The 19,192-nt window shown below is 63.7% G+C and carries 19 protein-coding genes; 6 read left to right on the plus strand and 13 right to left on the minus strand.

Features of this window, described 5'->3' with window-relative positions; genetic code table 11:
- Positions 1 to 4 precede the first annotated feature (4 nt).
- The 3 genes from Q8M85_RS08380 to Q8M85_RS08390 are packed head-to-tail and all read right to left on the minus strand — an operon-like array spanning position 5 to position 2,803.
- On the minus strand, positions 5 to 481 hold the full coding sequence (locus Q8M85_RS08380) for a DUF3237 family protein (protein WP_305542812.1): 477 nt from the start codon (positions 479 to 481) through the stop codon (positions 5 to 7).
- Positions 471 to 2,120 (minus strand): amidohydrolase, encoded by a 1,650-nt coding sequence (locus tag Q8M85_RS08385; protein WP_305542815.1) that lies wholly within the window; start codon positions 2,118 to 2,120, stop codon positions 471 to 473. Before Q8M85_RS08385 ends, Q8M85_RS08380 begins: the two co-directional genes overlap by 11 nt.
- Positions 2,117 to 2,803: a TetR/AcrR family transcriptional regulator gene (locus tag Q8M85_RS08390; protein ID WP_305542817.1), complete on the minus strand. Its 687-nt coding sequence runs from the start codon at positions 2,801 to 2,803 to the stop codon at positions 2,117 to 2,119. Before Q8M85_RS08390 ends, Q8M85_RS08385 begins: the two co-directional genes overlap by 4 nt.
- Before the next feature lie 92 nt (positions 2,804 to 2,895).
- On the opposite strand from Q8M85_RS08390, the gene Q8M85_RS08395 reads away from it, so the two are divergent.
- From Q8M85_RS08395 to Q8M85_RS08410, 4 genes are read left to right on the plus strand one after another with little or no spacing between them, the layout of a single operon-like run.
- Complete coding sequence (locus tag Q8M85_RS08395) at positions 2,896 to 3,957, plus strand: ABC transporter ATP-binding protein (protein ID WP_305542819.1); 1,062 nt, start codon at positions 2,896 to 2,898, stop codon at positions 3,955 to 3,957.
- Positions 3,957 to 4,859: an ABC transporter permease gene (locus tag Q8M85_RS08400; protein WP_305542822.1), complete on the plus strand. Its 903-nt coding sequence runs from the start codon at positions 3,957 to 3,959 to the stop codon at positions 4,857 to 4,859. The genes Q8M85_RS08395 and Q8M85_RS08400 overlap by 1 nt, the downstream gene beginning before the upstream one ends.
- Complete coding sequence (locus Q8M85_RS08405) at positions 4,852 to 5,655, plus strand: ABC transporter permease (RefSeq protein ID WP_305542825.1); 804 nt, start codon at positions 4,852 to 4,854, stop codon at positions 5,653 to 5,655. The genes Q8M85_RS08400 and Q8M85_RS08405 overlap by 8 nt, the downstream gene beginning before the upstream one ends.
- A 15-nt stretch (positions 5,656 to 5,670) precedes the next feature.
- Positions 5,671 to 6,693 carry an extracellular solute-binding protein gene (locus Q8M85_RS08410; RefSeq protein ID WP_305542827.1) on the plus strand — a complete coding sequence of 341 codons (1,023 nt, stop codon included), beginning with the start codon at positions 5,671 to 5,673 and terminating at the stop codon, positions 6,691 to 6,693.
- Positions 6,694 to 6,796: 103 nt separating this feature from the next.
- On the opposite strand, the gene dctP is transcribed toward Q8M85_RS08410, so the two are convergent.
- Genes dctP through Q8M85_RS08440 form a run of 6 tightly spaced genes read right to left on the minus strand, consistent with a single transcriptional unit; the run spans position 6,797 to position 12,382 of the window.
- Positions 6,797 to 7,858 carry a TRAP transporter substrate-binding protein DctP gene (dctP, locus tag Q8M85_RS08415; protein ID WP_305542830.1) on the minus strand — a complete coding sequence of 354 codons (1,062 nt, stop codon included), beginning with the start codon at positions 7,856 to 7,858 and terminating at the stop codon, positions 6,797 to 6,799.
- 37 nt (positions 7,859 to 7,895) lie between these two features.
- Positions 7,896 to 9,185: a TRAP transporter large permease gene (locus tag Q8M85_RS08420; protein WP_305542832.1), complete on the minus strand. Its 1,290-nt coding sequence runs from the start codon at positions 9,183 to 9,185 to the stop codon at positions 7,896 to 7,898.
- On the minus strand, positions 9,186 to 9,782 hold the full coding sequence (locus tag Q8M85_RS08425) for a TRAP transporter small permease (RefSeq protein WP_305542835.1): 597 nt from the start codon (positions 9,780 to 9,782) through the stop codon (positions 9,186 to 9,188).
- Between the two features lie 37 nt (positions 9,783 to 9,819).
- Positions 9,820 to 10,329 carry a flavin reductase family protein gene (locus Q8M85_RS08430; protein WP_305542838.1) on the minus strand — a complete coding sequence of 170 codons (510 nt, stop codon included), beginning with the start codon at positions 10,327 to 10,329 and terminating at the stop codon, positions 9,820 to 9,822.
- The gene (locus Q8M85_RS08435; protein ID WP_305543023.1) at positions 10,329 to 11,219 is read right to left on the minus strand and encodes an aldo/keto reductase family oxidoreductase; all 891 of its coding nucleotides are present in this window, start codon (positions 11,217 to 11,219) and stop codon (positions 10,329 to 10,331) included. The genes Q8M85_RS08430 and Q8M85_RS08435 overlap by 1 nt, the downstream gene beginning before the upstream one ends.
- Before the next feature lie 5 nt (positions 11,220 to 11,224).
- Entirely contained in the window at positions 11,225 to 12,382 is a 1,158-nt protein-coding gene (locus Q8M85_RS08440; protein WP_305542841.1) for an LLM class flavin-dependent oxidoreductase, read from the minus strand.
- 88 nt (positions 12,383 to 12,470) lie between these two features.
- Between Q8M85_RS08440 and Q8M85_RS08445 the strand changes: the two genes are divergently transcribed.
- Both Q8M85_RS08445 and Q8M85_RS08450 read left to right on the plus strand, forming a co-directional pair.
- Positions 12,471 to 13,172: a GntR family transcriptional regulator gene (locus Q8M85_RS08445; protein WP_305542843.1), complete on the plus strand. Its 702-nt coding sequence runs from the start codon at positions 12,471 to 12,473 to the stop codon at positions 13,170 to 13,172.
- A 10-nt stretch (positions 13,173 to 13,182) separates the two neighbouring features.
- Positions 13,183 to 14,289, plus strand: a complete 1,107-nt coding sequence (locus tag Q8M85_RS08450) for a Gfo/Idh/MocA family protein (protein WP_305542846.1) — start codon at positions 13,183 to 13,185, stop codon at positions 14,287 to 14,289.
- Positions 14,290 to 14,473: 184 nt separating this feature from the next.
- On the opposite strand, the gene Q8M85_RS08455 is transcribed toward Q8M85_RS08450, so the two are convergent.
- The 4 genes from Q8M85_RS08455 to Q8M85_RS08470 all read right to left on the minus strand — a co-directional run bounded on the left by Q8M85_RS08455 (position 14,474) and on the right by Q8M85_RS08470 (position 19,125).
- A complete protein-coding gene (locus Q8M85_RS08455; protein WP_305542849.1) occupies positions 14,474 to 15,241 on the minus strand; it encodes an amino acid ABC transporter ATP-binding protein in 768 nt (255 codons plus the stop codon).
- A 9-nt stretch (positions 15,242 to 15,250) separates the two neighbouring features.
- The gene (locus tag Q8M85_RS08460; protein WP_305542851.1) at positions 15,251 to 16,690 is read right to left on the minus strand and encodes an amino acid ABC transporter permease; all 1,440 of its coding nucleotides are present in this window, start codon (positions 16,688 to 16,690) and stop codon (positions 15,251 to 15,253) included.
- A 1-nt stretch (position 16,691) separates the two neighbouring features.
- Complete coding sequence (locus tag Q8M85_RS08465; RefSeq protein WP_305542854.1) at positions 16,692 to 17,969, minus strand: amino acid ABC transporter permease; 1,278 nt, start codon at positions 17,967 to 17,969, stop codon at positions 16,692 to 16,694.
- Positions 17,970 to 18,108: 139 nt separating this feature from the next.
- The gene (locus tag Q8M85_RS08470; protein ID WP_305542856.1) at positions 18,109 to 19,125 is read right to left on the minus strand and encodes an amino acid ABC transporter substrate-binding protein; all 1,017 of its coding nucleotides are present in this window, start codon (positions 19,123 to 19,125) and stop codon (positions 18,109 to 18,111) included.
- Between the last annotated feature and the right edge of the window lie 67 nt (positions 19,126 to 19,192).

A 19,192-nucleotide genomic window follows, 5' to 3' on the forward strand; every position in this document is an offset into this window, starting at 1 on the left:
CGGGTCAGACCGGCGCCTCCCAAAGCTCGATGAAGACGTGGTTGGTGTCGCCCGATTCGGCCAGGGCGGTGCCGAAGTAGACTGCGTCTCCCAGCGCGCGGTGCGGACCGTTGGGCACCTCCAACGCGGCGCGGGTGCGGCCCAGGTAGCTGCCGTCGGGCTGCGGGACCATGCGCCCGGCGTTGGTCACCATGACGGGTGTGCCGTCGTCCAGTTCCAGGCAATAGCGCGCCTCGACGGCGTAGGACCCATCGGGCAGGCCAAGGGCAAAGTCAGCCCCACCGGACAGGAGTCGGGCGGTCCAGCCCTCGGCACGTGCTTCGCCGCCGATTATGGGGAACATGGCACGGATGGTGCCGTGCGTGGTGACGAATTCCACGGCCGGGCCAAGGTCGGCCCGGATCACGATGGCGCGGCGCAGCAAGGGTTGCTCTGGCGCCCGCGCGGCACCAAGGGCACGGATGCCAAGGTCAGGCTTCATGGGTGATCCGCCCGTCACAGAGGGTCAATGCGATCCCAAGCTCGGCGATCCGGTCGGCCGGGGTCGCCTCGATGTCCCCGCCCAACAGCACAAGGTCCGCCAGCATCCCCGGGCGGATGGTCCCTGTCCGATGCTCCATGAACCCGGCATGGGCACCGTTACAGGTGAAGGCCTTCAGCACCTGGGTCAGCGGCAGGCGCTGATCGGGCAGGCCGGGCAAATGCGGCTGACGGGTCAGGGCGGTCTGGATGCCCAGCAGTGGGTCAACCTGCACGATGGGCCAGTCAGAGGAGAAGGCGACGACCGCGCCTGCCTGATGCAATGCGGCCCAGGCATAGGCATGGGGCGCACGGTCGGGACCGATGCTGCGCGTGGTGGGACTTTCGCCCTGCGGAGCGTGCAGCGGCTGGACCGAGGCGATGACACCCAGTTCCGCCAACCGGGGTATGTCCGAGGGGTCGATGACCTCGATGTGTTCGATCCGGTGGCGGCTGTCACGGGCGCCATTGGCCTTGCGGGCGGCAGCATAGCCGTCCAGGGCGATGCGGACGGCGGCGTCACCGATGGCATGGACGGCGATCTGCAGACCGCGACGGTCGATCTCGATAGCCGCCTCGGCAAAGCTTTCAGCGTCGAAGATCGGCTCGCCCCGATGGCCGGGGCGGTCGGAATAGTCCGCAAGCAGCGCCGCCGTCCCGCTTTCGATCACGCCGTCAATGAAGATCTTCACCCGGTTGCTGGCAAGCCACGGGCCGGTGAAATCCGCCGCCATCCTGCTGGCGCGGTCCAGGTCTGAAAGCGGCATCTCGCGGGTGTAATGGAAGGGAACCGAAACGCGCGCGATCAGGTCGCCTTCCTTTTCCACGCTGCGCAGCAATTCCAGCAGGTGCCGGTTGCCGTCCATGTTGTGCATCGACGTGATGCCTTTGGATGCACAAAACCGCAGGCCGTCCTTCAGCACCTCGACATCCTCACGCCATTCGGCAGGGGTCGGGGGCACGGGAGGCTCGATCCCCGACATTCCAAGCATCTCGCGCCCGCCGCTGGTGCGCAGGTCGAGGACCGGCAGCAGCGCGAACTTCTCGCGCAGCTCTCCGGTGGCCAGACCGTCCGCGCCCATCACGACTTCGCTGCCAATAGGCAGCGCCCGGCCATGCAGAAGACCGGCGGCGGTCAGGGCGGCGGTGTTGGCGAACAGCGTATGAAAATCATAGGCCATGACGGCAAGCGGCCGGTCCGGGCACATCCGGTCCAGCACGTGACGGTCAAGCGGGATACCTTGGCCGAGGATCTCGTAATCAGCACCTTGCGCGAACAGTAGCCGCTCCTGCGGCTTTGCAGCTGCAAAGGCCCTCACAGCGGCATGCATGGCGTCGAAACCGCGGACATCGGCCAGTTGCAGCAGCGTCCGGCCATAGGCGCCGGAAAAGAGATGCAGATGGGATTCCACGAAACCGGGAAGCAGCGTCGCACCCTCAGCGTCGATTATCCGGGTCTCCTGCCCCGCCAGCGCCCGAATGTCCGACGTCCTGCCAACGGCCAGTATGCTGCCACCGCCGACCGCCACTGCTTCGGCGCGCGGGGCGGCATCATCCATCGTCAGGACGGAGGCGTTCAGAATTGCCAGATCCACGCTCATCCCCGCATCTTCCGACGGGGGTGCGAGGCACAGTCATCCGTGAAAAGCATTTTCACCAGCGGCCCGAAGCGTGCATGAAGCGTGGCTTCGTGTTCGGCCAGTGTCTCCTTCTCGTCGGTGATCAGCCGGATGAAGCACGGCATCCAGAGGTCGTGGAACACAGCCGCAAGCCAGTCCGGCGCGCAGTCTGTCCCGGCTCGTGTGGTCAGAGAAATATCAGCAAAGAAATCCGCCACCACGTCAATCAGCGCCGCCGAAACGGCAGCGTATTGCCGTGACAGCTCCGCATCAGGGTGCCGGATTGCGGCTGCCTCGGCATAGCGCCAGACCCGCTTGCCCGCGATCTCCAGCGTGCGCGAAGAGACCCGGACGAACAGCCCGGTGATCAGCCCGGCGAGGTCATCCCCTTCGCGCCAGTGCAGCGCCCGGTCGCTTTCCCGCGCTTCCATCGTGCCTTCGGTGATCATGGCGATCAGGATGCCGTCCTTCGATCCGAAGTAGTTGAAGACCGTTGGAGACGATATCCCCGCAGCCGCCGCGATATCCGCCATCGTCGTGGCGTCGATCCCCTGCCGGGCGAACAGGTCCTTCGCCGCCGCAATGATCTCGTCGCGCCGACGGGCCTTCTTGCGGTCGCGCAGGCCGGGTTCGACGGGGGCTTCCAGTTTGGACTGGGCGGTCATGCGGGCATCCCAAAAACTTACGTCAATAAAAATTTTTATTGACTAAAATCTTTTTGTCAATACGCCTAGAGTGGACCAGAGGTGATGTTCTGATGCTGGATCTACGTAACCTGACCAAACGCTTCGGCAAGGGCGACAGTGCCGTGACGGCCCTGCACGAGGTGTCGTTCTCGATCACCGAGGGCGAATTCTTCACGCTTCTTGGTCCCTCGGGCTGTGGCAAGACCACCCTGCTGCGCCTGATCGCAGGGTTCGAGCCACCAACCAGCGGGGCTTTGGTGCTGGACGGCCGGGACATTGCCCATACGCCTCCGAACCGCCGTCCCGTGAATACGGTCTTCCAGAACTACGCCCTCTTCCCCCATTTGACCGTGGCCGAGAATGTCGGCTTCGCACTTGGCGCACAGGGCCGCCCAAAGGTGGAAATCGCCGAGACTGTGACCCGGATGCTTGATCTGGTGCAACTGTCACACCTCGCGCAGCGCAAGAGCGGCGAGCTGTCGGGAGGACAGCAGCAGCGTGTGGCACTGGCCCGTGCGCTGGCCCCAAAGCCGCGGATCCTGCTTCTGGACGAGCCTTTGTCGGCGCTGGACATGAAGCTGCGCAAGGAGATGCAGGTCGAACTGAAGCGGCTGCAGCAGGAAACTGGGCTGACTTTCATTTTCGTGACACACGATCAGGAAGAGGCCCTGACCATGTCCGACCGCATCGCCGTCATGGGCGGCGGTCGCATCCAGCAGATCGCCTCCCCGCGCGAGTTGTACGACCAGCCCGCCAACCGCTTCGTCGCTGGCTTCATCGGCGAGACGAACTTCCTTGCGGCGACTTGTGCCGCGGGTCGGCTGATCCTGCCGCAGGCGGCTACCACGCTGCCGGTGGCTCATGCCGACGGGCCAGTCACGCTGATGGTGCGCCCCGAACACGTCGTGCTGGCCGGGGCACAGCCGGACGCACTGACCCTGACGGCGCAGGTCGACCGGCTGGTCTATTTCGGCACAGATACCCACGTGCATCTGCACCTCGCTGATGGTTGCACCCTCGTTGCGCGGGTGCAGAACGGGCTTCGCGGCGGCCTGCCCTGCCGTCAGGGCGAAACGATTCCGGTGTCGCTACCCGGCGACGCCCTGCACCTCCTGCCGCAAGAGGCCGGCTGATGGACGCCCAGGCCCAGGAAATCCGCTCGGACACCCTGCGCCGTTGGGGCCTTGCGCTGCCTGCGGTCACGATCATCACGCTGTTTTCGATCCTGCCGCTGGTCGTGGTGGTCATCTATTCCTTTCTGGCCCCCGGAGACTTCGGCGGCGTCCGCTGGCAGTTGTCGGTCGAGGGATGGTTCTCGGTCTTGTTCGAGCGGGACATTTTCGACGACACCGTCACTCTGTCGGACGCCCACCTGACGATCCTTGGCCGGTCGGTCGCGCTGTCGCTGGCGACGACGGTCATCACGCTGATCCTTGGTGTCCCGACCGCCTGGTTCATTGCAACCCGGCCTGCGCGGCAGCGGGCTTTCTGGCTGTTCCTGATTACCATCCCGTTCTGGACCAACCTTCTGGTCCGCACCATTGCGGTGCAGGAAATGATCCGGTCCGAGGGCGTCTTCAACAACCTCTTTCTGTCTGTCGGTCTGATCGATGCGCCGATCCAGATGATGTTCACCAACTTCGCGGTGCTGGTCGGCATGGCCTATGTCTTCCTGCCGCTGATGGTCCTGCCGGTCTATGCCGCGATCGAGAAGTTCGACTTCCGCCTCGCCGAAGCCAGCTATGACCTTTACGCATCCCGCCTCTACTGCTTGCGCAAGGTGATCCTGCCGCTGGTCCGTCCGGGGATCATCGCCGGGTCGATCCTGGTCTTCGTCCCGTCACTTGGCGCCTATGTCACCCCCCGGATCATGGGTGGCGGCAAGTCGATGATGCTGGGCAACCTGATCGAGATGCAGTTCGGCCAGGGCCGGAACTGGCCGTTGGGGGCCGCCCTGTCGCTGACCCTGACCGCCTTGGTTCTGGTGGCCCTGGTTTGGTACACGCGCCTGACTGCGGGGAAACGCCGTGGCTGACCGCGCGTTCGACACCCGCCGCCTGCCTGGTGCCGCGACGCTGGCCATCGCCTGCTTCGCCATCCTCTACCTCCCGATGGTGATCCTGGTCGCCAACTCGTTCAACGAAGGGCGGGTCATCGGCCAGTGGGAGGGACTTTCGCTGCATTGGTACGGCAAGGCCCTGCAAAACGAAGCATTCGTGGCAGCCGCAAAGACATCGCTGATCCTTGCCACACTGGCCGCGATGATCGCCACCATCACCGCAACGATGGCAGCACTTGCCACCACCCGCACGCGCGGCTTCAAGGGTGAGGGCGCAATCCATATCACCTTGAACCAGCCGATCATGGTGCCCGAGATCGTGCTGGCCATCGCGCTGCTGATCATCATCGCACAGATCAAGCAGGCCACCGGGTACAGCGGCCTGGGATATCTGGTCATCGCCCACAGCGCCTTCTGCATCCCTTTCGCCTATATGCCGATCCGCGCCCGGCTGGAGGGGATGGACCTGACCCTGGAGACCGCCGCGGCGGACCTTTACGCCAGTCGCTTCTACGCCTTCCGAAAGGTGACGCTGCCGCTTCTGGCCCCTGCGATCCTGGCCGGGTTCATGCTGGCTTTCGTCATCTCGCTGGATGACGTGGTGATCTCGGACTTTCTCAAATCCCCCGGCCAGGACACGCTGCCCACCTACCTGTTGGGCGAGTTGAAGCGGAACCTGACCTCGGAAATCTATGCCATCTCCTCGCTTCTTCTGCTGATCAGCGTGCTGATCGTCGGGGGGTCCTGGCTGCTGACCCGAAAAAAGACCTGACAGAGAGGACCGCCAATGCAACGTCTGACCCTGACCACCGCCCTTGTGACCCTGGCCTTGCCCGCTTGGGCCGAAGGGACGTTGAACATCTACAACTTCGGGCTCTACACGCCCCCGGACCTGATCGCGAAGTTCGAAAAGGCCTACGACGTGAGCGTCACCCTGACCGAATACGACAGCAATGAAACCGCGATAGCCAAGATCGAGGCCGGCGGTCACGGCTTCGACATCGTCGTCCCCTCGGCTGCGGTCGTGCCGATTTACATCGAGAAGGGGTTGTTGCTGAAGTCGGACCCCAACACGATGGAAAACTTCAAGCACCTCGCCCCCGACTGGGTCGATGTCTCCTGGGACCCAGGCCGGTCCTACACCGTTCCTTACGTCTGGGGCACGACGGGCGTGATGGTCAATACCGACATCTACAAGGGCGACATCAACACCTCCGACATCTTCCTGAACCCGCCAGAGGAGTTGAAAGGCAAGATCAATGTCGTTCCCGCGATGAACGATGTGATCGACATGGCGATCTGGTCGGTCGGCGGCGAGTCCTGCACCACCGACAGGGAGGTCCTGAAGGCCGCCCGTGACAAGCTGGTGGCGGCCAAGCCATTCTGGGCCTCGATCGACTACGCCAGCTTCGAGAAGTTCATCAACGAGGACCTGCAGGCCTCGGTTTTCTGGAGCGGGGCCGCCATGCGCATCCGGGCTGAAAATCCGGGATTTGCTTATGGCTATCCGAAAGAGGGCTTCTCGCTTTGGCAGGACAACGTTGCGATATTGGCCGACGCGCAAAACATGGACAACGCGAAGCTGTTCCTGAACTTCATCATGGACCCGGAAAACGCCGCCTTGATCTCGACCTACACGGGTTACGGCAACTCCATCCAGGGTAGCGAGGCCTTCATGTCCGCCGACCTTCTGGCCGCGCCGGAAATGACGATCCCCGAGGCGGCAAAAGCAGTGGGCCATTTCCAGCAAACCTGCCCGCCCGAGATACAAGACCTCTACTCGCGGATCTGGACTGATCTGACCAAATAGGACCCCGCTGGCGGCGGCGAAGAAGCCTGGTCAAGTGGGCCGGCTGGTCCAGGGATCGCAAGCATGGCTGCAGGCAAGTGGATCCTGCCTGCAGCCGGTGTGCTTAATTCATCTCGCCTGCGCGGTCGACCGAGACCGCCGTTTCGGCAGATGCAACGGCTGCGGTGAAGGCATCCAGCACTTCCGGGCCGCCTTTCACGTTGGCCTTGAACCACTCGAAAACCGGCTCGACGGCGGCTTTGAAGGCCGCCTTTTCCTCGGCGGTCGGGACATAGATCTCTCCTCCTGCCGCGCGGAAATCGGCATAGGCCTGGATTTCCTTGCGCTTCGGGCTGGCGAAGGTCGCCTGCTGCAGGGCGGCGAAGCCATCGACCACGATCTGCTGCTGCTCTGGCGTCAGCGACTTGAAGCGGTCGTTGCCCATCCACCAGAAGGCGCCCATGTAGCTGTGGCCATCCAGCGTCAGGTACTTGATGCCCGCATCCGTGAACTTCATCGACATGATGTCGGTGATCCCGTTCGCCGTGCCTTCAACGACGCCGGTCTGCAGCGAGGTGAACAGCTCCGGCCACGGGATCGGCGTGGGCGAGGCGCCCAGCGTGGTCGCCAGCGTCTGCGGCAGGTCGGCGGGCACGGTCCGCATCTTCAGTCCGGCAAGGTCACCGGGCGCGGCAATGCGCTTCTTGGTGTTGGCGTAGTTCCGCCAGCCGCCGGTGTTGCCGATGGTCATCAGACGGATCTTGTCGCCGCTGTCCGCCAGGGCCATCGCCCGCAGCTTTGCGGTGAAGTCGGTGCCGGTCAGGACCTCTTCGGCCACGCGGTCATCGCTCATCAGGTAGGGCAGGTCGAGAACCTGAATATAGGGGAACAGGCCCGCCGCCCCGCCCGAGGTCGAGATGTAGACGTCGATGGTCCCGTCGGCGACACCCGCCAGGCACTCGTCGCCCTTGGCGCACAGCTGGGTGCCCATGAAGATTTCCACGCCGATCGCGCCGTTCGAGGCATTCTCGACATAGTTCTTGAACACGACGAGGCCGTCGTAATCCTCGTCCTGTTCGTTCGAATTGGCGGTGGCGCGCAGCATGATGTCCTGCGCGAAGGCTGCGCCAGCGGTGCCCGCCAGAAGCGCGGCCAGCGCGAGGGATTTCAGGGATGATTTCAACATGGTTCCTCCTGTTGGTTTCTTGTCGGTGTTGAAAGGGTCAGTCCACGAACCCCAGTAGTCGGGGCAAGGTCAGGGAAATGGCGGGGACATAGGTGATCATGAGGATCACCAGGAACTCCACCAGCAGAAACGGCATCACCGCGCGGGCGATGGTTTCCACCCGCAGGCCCGAGACGGCTGACGTGGCGAACAGGACCAGCCCCATCGGTGGCGTCAGCAGGCCCACGGTCAGGTTCACCACCATGACAACGGCGAAGTGCACCGGGTCGACGCCCAGCGAGACGAAGATCGGCCCCAGGATCGGCCCCAGGATGATGATCGCGGGCCCGGCGTCCAGGAACATGCCGACGACGAACAGCAAGAGGTTCACAAGGAGCAGCAGCAGCAGCGGGTTTTCCGTGATGCTGAGCAGCGTGGACGCCAGCAGTTCCGGCGTATGCGCCAGTGCCGCTACGGTCTTGAACGCCATCGCCGCGCCGACCAGCAGCATGACAACAGAGCTGGTGATCCCGGCACGGGTCAGCACACCCGGAATGTCGCGCCAGGTCAGGGTCTTCAGGACGAAGATCGAGATGACGAAGCTGTATCCCACCGCGACCGCAGCCGCCTCGGTCGGGGTGAAGACGCCCGACAGGATGCCCCCCATCAGCAGAACCGGCGTCATCAGCGGCCAGAAGGCGGCCCCGGCGGCGCGGCCTGCCTCGGCCCAGCTGGCCTTCTCGCGCGCCTCGGGCAGCTTGTAGTGGTCGGCCATCAGCTTGACGGTGATCATCAGCGCGACCCCGATCAGGACGCCCGGCACGATCCCGGCCAGGAACAGCGCGGCGACGCTTTCGCCCATCACATAGGCGTAGATGATCATGATCCCCGATGGCGGGATTATCGGCCCGATGATCGCGCTGGCGGCGGTGATCGCGGCGGCAAAGGGCTTTGGGTAGCCCTTCTTTTCCATCTGCGGGATGATGATCGACCCCAACGCCGAGACATCTGCCACCGCCGAGCCGGAGATCCCCGCAAAGAGCATCGAGTCGACGACGTTGACCTGCGCCAACCCGCCCCGGAAATGGCCGACCATCGCCTGCGCGAAGCCGACGATCCGGGCCGAGATGCCGCCCCGGTTCATCAGCTCGCCCGCCAGCATGAAGAACGGGATCGCCATCAGCGGGAACGAGTTCATCCCCTCATAGACGTTGCGGTACAGCAGGACGATGTCGCGTTCCTGCCCGTTCAGCCACAGAAGCAGGGCGGGCGCGGCCAGCAGGCCGAAGACCACCGGCAGGCCCAGCATCAGGAAGACCAGGAACAGGGGCAGGAAGAACGACAGCATCTATTCGGCTCCCGATCCCAGCATGACGGTATCGGGAATGTCGCGCAGGCCTTCGGGACCCCGGATCAGCGCATAAAGGTTGCGCAGGGCCAGTTCCACGGCGACCAGCAGCAGAAGCGCCACGCCGACCAGAAGCGAGGCCATCATCCAGGACTTCGGCACTTTCATCCAGGTCGCAAGATCCAGGCTGACCGGCACGCGCAGAGAGTCGGTCTCGAACCGGCCGCCCAGGCCTGTCACCTCGGACCAGCCGATGCCCAGGGCGATCCAGAGGACAAGGATCGTCACTGCCATCAGGAAGACCGACAGCCCGGTCGCCACCATGCGGGGCAGCATGCGGATCACCATGTCGATGGCGACAAAACCGCCCCGGCGAAAGGCGGTCGGGGCCATCAGCCCGGTGGACCACAGCATCAGGAAGCGCGAGGCTTCTTCGGGCCAGGGCAGGGCGTTGTTCAGGACATAGCGGAAGAAGACCTGCAACAGGATCACCACGACCATCAATCCCAGGCAGGCAGCCCCGATCCAGCGGCCAAGCGCCAGCAGCGCACCGTTGATCAGGCCCAGGCCGTTGCAGATGGCCAGAAGTGCGGTCACGTCTCCTCCCTTCGCCCCCTCTCCCTTGGGGGGTGTTTCAGCCGGTAAAGCTTCCGAACCTGCCTTTCGCAAAGACCAGCGGCTCGCCCTCCTCCAGGGCCAGCCGCAGGACCTGTCCCACGATGATCAGATGATCGCCGCCGTCGTGCGTTGCATGCTGTGCGCAGTCAAAGCGCGCCAGTGCCCCCGGCAGGACCGGCACGCCCTCGCTGTTCCGGTGCCAGTCAAGGCCGTCGAACCCCGAACCGCCGCGCGAGAACCGGGCGGGCAGGTCGGACTGGTGCTGGCCAAGAACATGGATGGCGTAATGGCTTGCGGCGGCAAAGAACGGATAACGTTGCGAGGCCTTGGCAGGCGACCACAACACAAGCGCCGGGTCCAGCGAGAGGCTGGAAAAGCTGTTGGCGGTAAAGCCCATCGGCCCGTCCGGCCCCTGGATCGTGACCACGGTCACTCCCGTTGCAAAGCGCCCCAGCGCATCGCGGAACACCCGTGCGTTGGCCGCGTCCGGCACGATCTCTGCTGTCTTAAGGCCGCCATCCGCCATCACGCGACCTCGTGCCCCTGGGCAAGCGTGAGCAGCTCGAACCAGGTCTGGCGGTCCATCGGCACGCGAGCCGCGTCCGAGATCGTGGCGATCCGCGACAGGGTGTTGGTGCCAAGAACGGGGAGGATCTTCGCCGGGTGATGAAGAAGCCAGGCCACGGCAACGGCGGTCCAGTCGGTGCCAGCCGCCTTGCCGATCGCGTCCAGCCGGGCGCTGAGACCACCGCCCGCCTCGGCGCGCAGATGGCCACCTGCCAAGGGACTCCACGCCATCGGGGCAATCCCGCGTTCCTGCAGGAAGGCCAGGTCGCCGTTGGTGAACGGGGCGCGGCAGTTCAGCGACAGTTCGATCTGGTTGGTGACCAGGGGCGTGGTCATCGCCGATTGCAATAGCGTGAAGTCCCAGGGCCGGAAGTTCGACACGCCCACGCTGCGCACCTTTCCGCCCGCGACAAGCGCATCAAGCGCGCGGCCGGTCTCATGCTGGTCCATCAGGGGGTCGGGGCGGTGGATCAACAGCAGGTCGATCCGGTCGGTCGCCATCTCGCGCAAGCTGGCCTCGACCGAGGCGGTAATGTGCGCAGCTGAAGTGTCGTAGTACTTGACCCGTGCCGCCGAATGGCGACCGACGGGCGCGACGATATCGCACTTGGTGACGATCTCGATCCGGTCGCGCAAGCCCGGTGCAGCCCGCAAGGCAGCACCCAGCAGCGTCTCGGCCGTGTAGCCACCATAGATGTCGGCCTGATCCATCGTGGTGATGCCCTGCGCAAGGCAGGCCTCGACCTTGGCCTGGACATGGGCGGGCGAGGTGTCGGGGTCGTCGCCCAGACGCCACATGCCGTAGACGAGGCGCGACATCGTGATTGGGCCAAGGGTGACACGGTCCATCGTCATCAGCGGCGCTCTCCGGTCCCAAGAGGGGTGGCGGGGGTCGTGGCCGGGACCCGGCCATAGGCATGTGGCAAAGAGCAGGTCTTGAGTTCGGGCAGGACCTTGGTTCCGAAATGGTCGCATTCGTCCAGGTGCGGATAGCCCGAGAAGATGAAGGCCCGGATTCCCATCGCCTGATATTCCTGAATCCTGGACATAACCTGATCGACCGATCCGACAAGCGCCGCCCCGCAGCCTGACCGCGCCCGGCCGATCCCGGTCCAGAGGTTTGGTTCGATATAGCCGAACTGGTCCGCCAGTTCGCGCGCCCGCGCCTGATGCGCCACGCCCAGACTGATCGAGTCATGCGCCCGGTCGCGGATCATGCGCCCGTATTCGTCGTCCAGCCTGGACACGATGTAGTCGGCATAGTCGCGCGCCTCACCTTCCGTGTCGCGCACGATCATGTGGACCCGCAGCCCGTAGTCCAGCGTCCGGCCATGCGCGGCAGCGCGGGCGTGGACATCCTGCATCCGCTTGGCCAGCACCTCTTTCGGTTCCGGCCACATCAGGTAGACGTCGCACTGGGCCCCACACAGTTCCAGCGCGTCGGGGGAATAGCCACCAAAGTACAGAAGCGGGCCACCGTTCTGCTGGTAAGGGCGCGCCGGGTCGGTCGTGATCTTCGAAATCTGGTAGACGTCGCCGGAATATTCGATGTGATCGCGCGTCCAGGCCTGGCGCAGGATCTCGACCACCTCATGACTGCGCTTGTAGCGATAGGCACTGTCGGCGACCTCGCCGGGGAAATCCGAGGAAATCACGTTCAGCGTCAGCCGACCCTGCAGCATGTGGTCAAGCGTGGCCACCGTGCGGGCCAGCATCACCGGCTGCATCTCGCCGCAACGGATCGCGGCCAGGAAGTTGATGCGGTCGGTGATCGGCGCACAGCCGGCAACGAAGGACAGCGTATCCTGCCCGACCTGATACGACGAGGGGCAAAGGATGTTGCGGAACCCGTGCCCTTCGGCCCGCTTCACGATCGACGAGCAATGCGCCCAGCTGGACCGCAGGTCGCCGTCCGGCACGCCAAGGAACTGGTAGTCGTCGGAACAGAGCGCGGCAAACCAGCTGACCTCGCAGGCATCAAGGTCGGGAGAGGTGATCGGCACGACCGACATGATTCTCTTGTCTCCGGCTGTGGCTTTCCTCTTGCGTAGCATCCGCTTTGATGTAGATCAATCATGTATCAATTCTGGATGCGACGGAATGGCTCACCCTGGATCGCTGCCGCTTTACCAGCAGATCGCCGAACTTCTGATCCGCGACATCGCGGCGGGGCGCCTGATCGACGGCGAACGCCTGCCGCCCGAGCGCGACATGGCGTCAAACATGGGAATTGCAGTCGGCACCCTGCGGCAGGCGCTGAAATCGTTGACCGAAAAGGGGCTGCTGGACCGGGTGCAGGGGTCGGGCAACTATATCCGTGCCAAGGCGGACGCGGCTTCGGTCTATGCGCTGTTCCGGCTGGAGCGGGTGGAAGGCGGCGGCCTGCCGACCGCGCGCGTCCTGTCGGTCGACCGCTGCGCCAAGAACCCCGCCCTGCCCCCTTTTGGCGCGCATCACGAAGGCCACCGCATCCGCCGCCTGCGTTTTCTGTCCGGCAAGGTCGCGGCGGTTGAGGAGATCTGGCTCGACGGCGCCGAGGCCGAGCGCATCGCACAGGCAGACCTGTCAGAGTCACTGTATCTCTACTACCGGCAGCGGCTTGGCATCTGGATCGCGCGGGCCGAGGACAGTATCGGACAAGGCCCCCTGCCCGACTGGGCCCCAGCCGAGTTTCCACACCGGCCGGGCACGCCCCTGCCACGGATCACCCGCGTCAGCTGGGCGCAGGATGGCCGGTCGGTCGAAGCCTCGCTGACCTGGTACGACCCCGAAACCGTGCGCTATGTTGCGCGCCTGAAATAGGACCCCCGTGATGTTGCGATATGGGATCATCGGCTGCGGAATGATGGGGCAGGAGCATCTGCGCAACATCGCGCTGCTGGAAGGGGCATCGGTAGCCGCTATCTTTGAACCCGATGCCAATATGCGCGCTGCTGCATCGGCCCTTGTTCCAGACGCGCGGATGGTCGACTCCGTCGCCGAAGTCCTGGCCGTGCCCGAGGTGAATTGCCTGCTGATCGCCAGCCCGAACCACCTGCATCTGCCGCAGTTGGAGGAGATCGCCCGTATCCGCCCCCTGCCGGTCCTGTGTGAAAAACCCTTGTTCACCGACGCCGCCGACGCGCCTCGTCTGGCTGCGTTGCGCGCCGCATACCCCGCTCCCATCTGGGTGGCGATGGAATACCGCTACATGCCTCCCGTGGCGCATCTTCTGCGCGAGGCGCAGGCGGCGACGGGTGGGGTCAGGATGCTGACGATCCGCGAACACCGATTCCCATTCCTGCCGAAGGTCGGCGACTGGAACCGCTTCAACCGCAATTCGGGTGGGACGCTGGTGGAAAAGTGCTGCCATTTCTTCGACCTGATGCGCCTGGTCGCGGGCTGCAACCCGATCCGGGTCATGGCCAGTGGCGGGCAGGCCGTGAACCACCTGGACGAGGTTTACGACGGCAAGCGTTCCGACATCTGGGACCACGCCTATGTCATTGTCGACTTTGAATCCGGCCTGCGGGGGATGCTGGAACTTTGCATGTTCGCCGAGGGCAGCCGCTATCAAGAGGAAATCTCGGCCGTGGGTCCACTGGGCAAGATTGAATGTCTTGTTCCCGGACCGGGCCGCTTTTGGCCGGCACACCTGGGGGAGGCGCCAGTGCCCAAGGTCATTGTCAGCCCGCGCCACCCCGCCGGACCGATCGAACTGGACATTCCCGTCGAACCAATGCTGCTTGCTGCAGGGGACCACAACGGCTCGACCTTTTTCCAGCATCAGGGTTTTCAGCGGACAGCGATGGGCAACCAGGACCCCGAGGTTTCGCTGGAGGATGGGTGGTGGGCAGTCGCGATGGGGATGGCGGCACAGCAAAGTGCAAGGACAGGCAGGGCGGTAAGTCTGCGCCCCTCCAAGTACAGACCGCGCTGAAACATTCGTCCATTCTTCCTGACGACGACATAAGCCGTGCAGGGGTGGTCGTCGGTCCGCATGGCTTGGCTTCGGCACTGACGTCGCCCAGATATGATGATCTATCTGCAACGGCTGGCGCAATAGGTTCGGCGTCCCGAAACCTCAGGACGCCAAAGACCGTAGGGAGGACGTAGGTGCCGGATCAGTGACCCAGGATCTGGCTGAGGAACAGCTTGGTCCGGTCGCTTTTCGGATTGTTGAAGAATTCCTTCGGTTCGTTCTGCTCGACGATCTGGCCCTGGTCCATGAAGATCACCCGGTTCGCGACGGCCTGGGCGAAACCCATTTCGTGCGTGACGCAGATCATGGTCATGCCCTCTTCAGCAAGCTGGATCATCGTGTCCAGAACTTCCTTGATCATCTCGGGGTCCAGGGCCGAAGTCGGCTCGTCGAACAGCATGATCCGGGGCTTCATGCACAGGGACCGCGCAATGGCAACGCGCTGCTGCTGACCGCCGGAAAGCTGACCGGGATACTTGTTGGCCTGCTCGGGGATCTTGACCTTCTGCAGGAAGTACATCGCGGTTTCCTCGGCCTCGCGCTTCGGAACCTTGCGGACCCAGATCGGGGCCAGCGTCAGGTTCTCGAGGATCGTGAGGTGCGGGAAAAGGTTGAAGTGCTGGAAGACCATCCCGACTTCGGATCGCACCTTGTCGATGTTCTTCAGGTCGTTCGTCAACTCGGTGCCGTCAACGATGATCTGCCCCTGCTGGTGTTCCTCCAGCCGGTTGATGCAGCGGATCAGTGTCGACTTGCCGGACCCCGAGGGGCCGCATATCACGATCCGCTCGCCTCGCTGCACGGTCATGTTGATGTCCCGCAGGACGTGAAACTGACCGTACCACTTGTTCATGCCGGTGATCTGGATCGCGACTTCGTCCGAGATCTGCATCTTTGCTGCGTCTGCCATGATGTGCCCTTAACGGTGATCGGTCTTCAGCTTGCGCTCCAGGTACATCGAGTACCGCGACATGCCGAAGCAGATGAGAAAGAAGATCGCGCCGACAAAGATGTAGGGCTCCCAGTAGATGCCCTTCCAGTTGATGTCGGCGCGCAGGATCGTGGTCACGCCGCGCAACGGGTCCATCAGACCGACGAAGCTGACCAGCGTCGTGTCCTTGAACAGTCCGATGAAGGTCGAGACGATGGCAGGGATCGACACCTTCAGCGCCTGCGGCAGGATGATCAGGCGTTGCGCCCGCCAGTAGTCCAGGCCCAGCGCATCCGCCGCCTCGTACTGACCGCGCGGCAGGGCTGCCAGACCGCCCCGGATCACCTCGGCCAGGTAGGCAGCGGCGAAGAAGGTCACCAGGATGATCACGCGCAGGATGATGTCGAAGTTCGTCCCCGGTGGCAGGAAGTACTGCAGAAGCAGCGAGGCGGTGAAAAGCAGCGTGATCAGCGGCACGCCGCGCACGAATTCGATGAAGCCCACGGACAGTGTCTTGACGATCAGCATGTCCGACTGGCGGCCCAGCGCCAGCAGGATGCCGATCGGCAGCGAGAACGAAATCCCCGTTACCCCGATCACGGTTGCCAGCAGAAAGCCGCCGAACTGGTCCGAATTGATGGACCGGATCTCCAGCGGAAGCATCGAGTGGAGGGCGCTGAGCAGCGGCACGTCAAGGTAAAGCCACCATAGCGCCGCCGCGACGATGCCGGCGCCGGCAGCTGGCGCAAGGCCGATCAGGGGGGATGTCAGGCGGAACACCGCATAAAGGACTGCAAAGCCTGCCATCGCCACGATCGGCGACCAGATCGACCCGCCCCAGAGCAGCCAGAAGCACAATGCCGGATAGACCAGCGTGAACCACAAGAGCTTGCCGGGAAGGACCTGCGCCAGCGCGATCAGCCCCGCAACCAGAACCACTACCATCACAAAGGCCGACGTGGGCGCCTGCGAAAGATAGAGTGTGACCAGCAGGAAGGCCGCCACGACGCCCAGAACAAGGGTCAGGTTGCCCCTTTGCCCGGCATACAGCACGGGCGCAAGTGCCGCAAACAGCAGCCCGAACGCCAGGATTGGACGCCACCATTCGGCAGGCGGGTAGAAGCCGAACAGGAAGGCCCCCCACCACACCCGGATCGAGGCCCAGCACGCCCCGGTCGCGCCTTCGCCGGCCTTGGCCTGCACGATCTCGCGACATTGCGACAGGCTCTCGGCGTTCCAGACGGAGTTCAACCACCAGGGCAGCGACGACGCGACGATCCAGTAGACGAACAGCGCGCCCAGGACAGTCAGCACGATGTTGAGGGGTGTCGAGAACAGGTTCTCGCGCATCCATTTGACCGCGCCGCGTTCGGTGATCGGCGGCGGCAACGCTGGAAGAATTTCAGTGCGGGTAAAGCCTTGGGCCATGTCAGCGCGCCTTCAGCTGGACGGAATTGTTGTACATGTTCATCACCGCCGAGATCATCAGGCTGATGGACAGATAGATCAGCATCATCAGAAGCATGCATTCCAGCTCGCGTCCGGTCTGGTTCAACGTGATGCCGCCAAGGGTGCCCCGCAGGTCCAGGTAGCTGACCGCGATACCAAGCGAGGTGTTCTTGGTCAGGTTCAGATACTGGCTGATCAAGGGTGGGATGATGACCCGCAACGCCTGCGGCAGGATGATCAGGTTCATCGTCCGGTTCGGGCGCAGGCCAAGGGCAAAGGCGGCCTCGGACTGGCCCCGGCTGATGGCCTGGATGCCCGCGCGCACGATCTCGGCGATGAAGGCGGCGGTGTACAGCGTCAGCGCGATCAGAAGGGCCGTGAAACTGTGGGCGACCAGAATACCGCCCTGGAAGTTGAAGCCCTGCAGCGTCGGGATATCCAGATGGAAGCCCATCGCAACAATCAGCGCGATCACTGGCACAAAGAGGACCAGGATCGATTTCCACCAGGTCACGGGGCGCACCCCCGTGGCTTCCTGCGTCGCACGGGCGCTGCGAATTATCCGCAGGTTGATGAAGACCGAAGCGGCAAGGACCGCCAGGATGGCCCAGAAATCCAGGTTCAGCGAGACGAACCCAAGGTCCAGCTTGCCGAGTCCCCGCTCGAACAGCGCGGAGGGGATGTTGGTCCCACGGTTCGTCACCGCAACAGTGTCGAACAGCATCATCGAGGCTGCGGGTTCTTCCCCGGCTGCCACCATCTCGTCCGTAACCCGGAAGTCGCGCGGCTGCGGCGTCACTTCGGACAGGATGACATAGGACAGCAGGATCCACAGCAGCAGCGGCACGTTGCGGAACATTTCGACGTAGATTGTCATCAGCCGGCTGACGAGCCAGTTCTTCGACAGGCGCAGGACGCCGATGATCACGCCAAGGATTGTGGCAAAGATGCAGCCGAAGATGGCGACGACGATCGTGTTCAAAAGCCCGATGAGCAGGGCACGGAAGTGGTTGTCGTCATTGTTGTAAGGGATGAGCTGCTGGCCGATGTCATAGCCCGCACGCTGCCAGAGAAACCCGAAATTGAACTCCTTCCCGCGTGCCGCCAGGTTCTGGACGGTGTTGTTCAGAAGCCAGGCCACAGCCAGAGCAAACAGGACCAGAACCACGATCTGGATCGTGTAGGACCGGTACCGCGTATCGTAGACGAGCATCGAGAGCCGAAAGCCATCTTTCGGCGCGTCAGTTGCCATTGTCATGGCTACCCCCTGTTTCCGAGCGGCGGCCCTGGTATTCCAGGTGCTGCGGGGTCATCGATCGCGCCCCTGGCCTGTCGGACTTATGTCGTTGAAGCAAGAATTCGGGGGCGCCACGTGGCGCCCCCGAAGGTGACCTATATCAACGGAAGGGCGGCGCGTACTGCAGCCCGCCTTGGGTCCACAGCGCGTTCAGGCCGCGGGCGAGGTTGATGGTCGTGCCTTCGCCGATGTTGCGCGAGAAGATCTCGCCATAGTTGCCCACGGCAGCGATCGACCGCTTGAAGGCGTCGTTATCAAGGCCGAACTTGGCACCCATGTCGCCCGAGGCACCCAGCAGACGCTTGACTTCCTCGTCGGTGGTCGAGGCAAGGACTTCCTCGACATTGGCCGAAGTGACGCCCTTTTCTTCAGCGATCAAGAGCGCGTAGTAGGTCCAGCGGACCACATCGCCCCAGTTGTTGTCGCCATGACGGACGACCGGACCCAGCGGTTCCTTCGAGATGATCTCGGGAAGGATGACGTGGTTTTCAGCGTCCGGCATGGTCGCACGGCTGGCGGCCAGACCCGAGGCGTCGGTGGTGTAGGCGTCGCAGGCACCTGCCAGATACTGGCGCTGTGCTTCCGAGTCGTCTGACACGGTCACCGGCTGGTAGCTGATGTTGTTCTGCTTGAAGAAGTCAGCCAGGTTCAGCTCGGTCGTGGTGCCGGTCTGGATGCAGACGGTCGCACCATCCAGTTCCTTGGCCGAGGAGACGCCGAGGTCCTTCTTCACCATGAAGCCCTGGCCGTCGTAGTAGTTCACGGCCACGAAATCCAGTGCCAGTTCGCTGTCGCGCGACGAGGTCCAGGTCGAGTTGCGGACCAGAAGATCGACTTCGCCCGACTGCAGCGCGGTGAAGCGCGTCTCGCCAGTGGTGGGGACGAACTTAACCTTGTTCGCGTCGCCCAGAACCGCCGCAGCCACGGCACGGCACAGGTCGACGTCGAAGCCGGCCCAGTTGCCGCTTGCGTCCGGGGCACCGAAGCCGGTGAGTCCGGTGTTCGACCCGCAAAGCAGCTCGCCACGCGCCTTGACGTCGTCAAGGGTCGCCGCACCAGCCAGACCCGCGACAAGCGTGGTGGCCGCGAGCGCGCCGAAGAATACGGATTTTTTCATTCTTACCTCTTCCTGAGTAAGTGGCCTTCCAGGGCCAGTTCTTTTTTTGCGCGATCGGGTCGCGCTG

This window comes from Tabrizicola sp. (assembly GCF_030694085.1).
In the GTDB taxonomy this organism is placed as follows: domain Bacteria; phylum Pseudomonadota; class Alphaproteobacteria; order Rhodobacterales; family Rhodobacteraceae; genus Tabrizicola.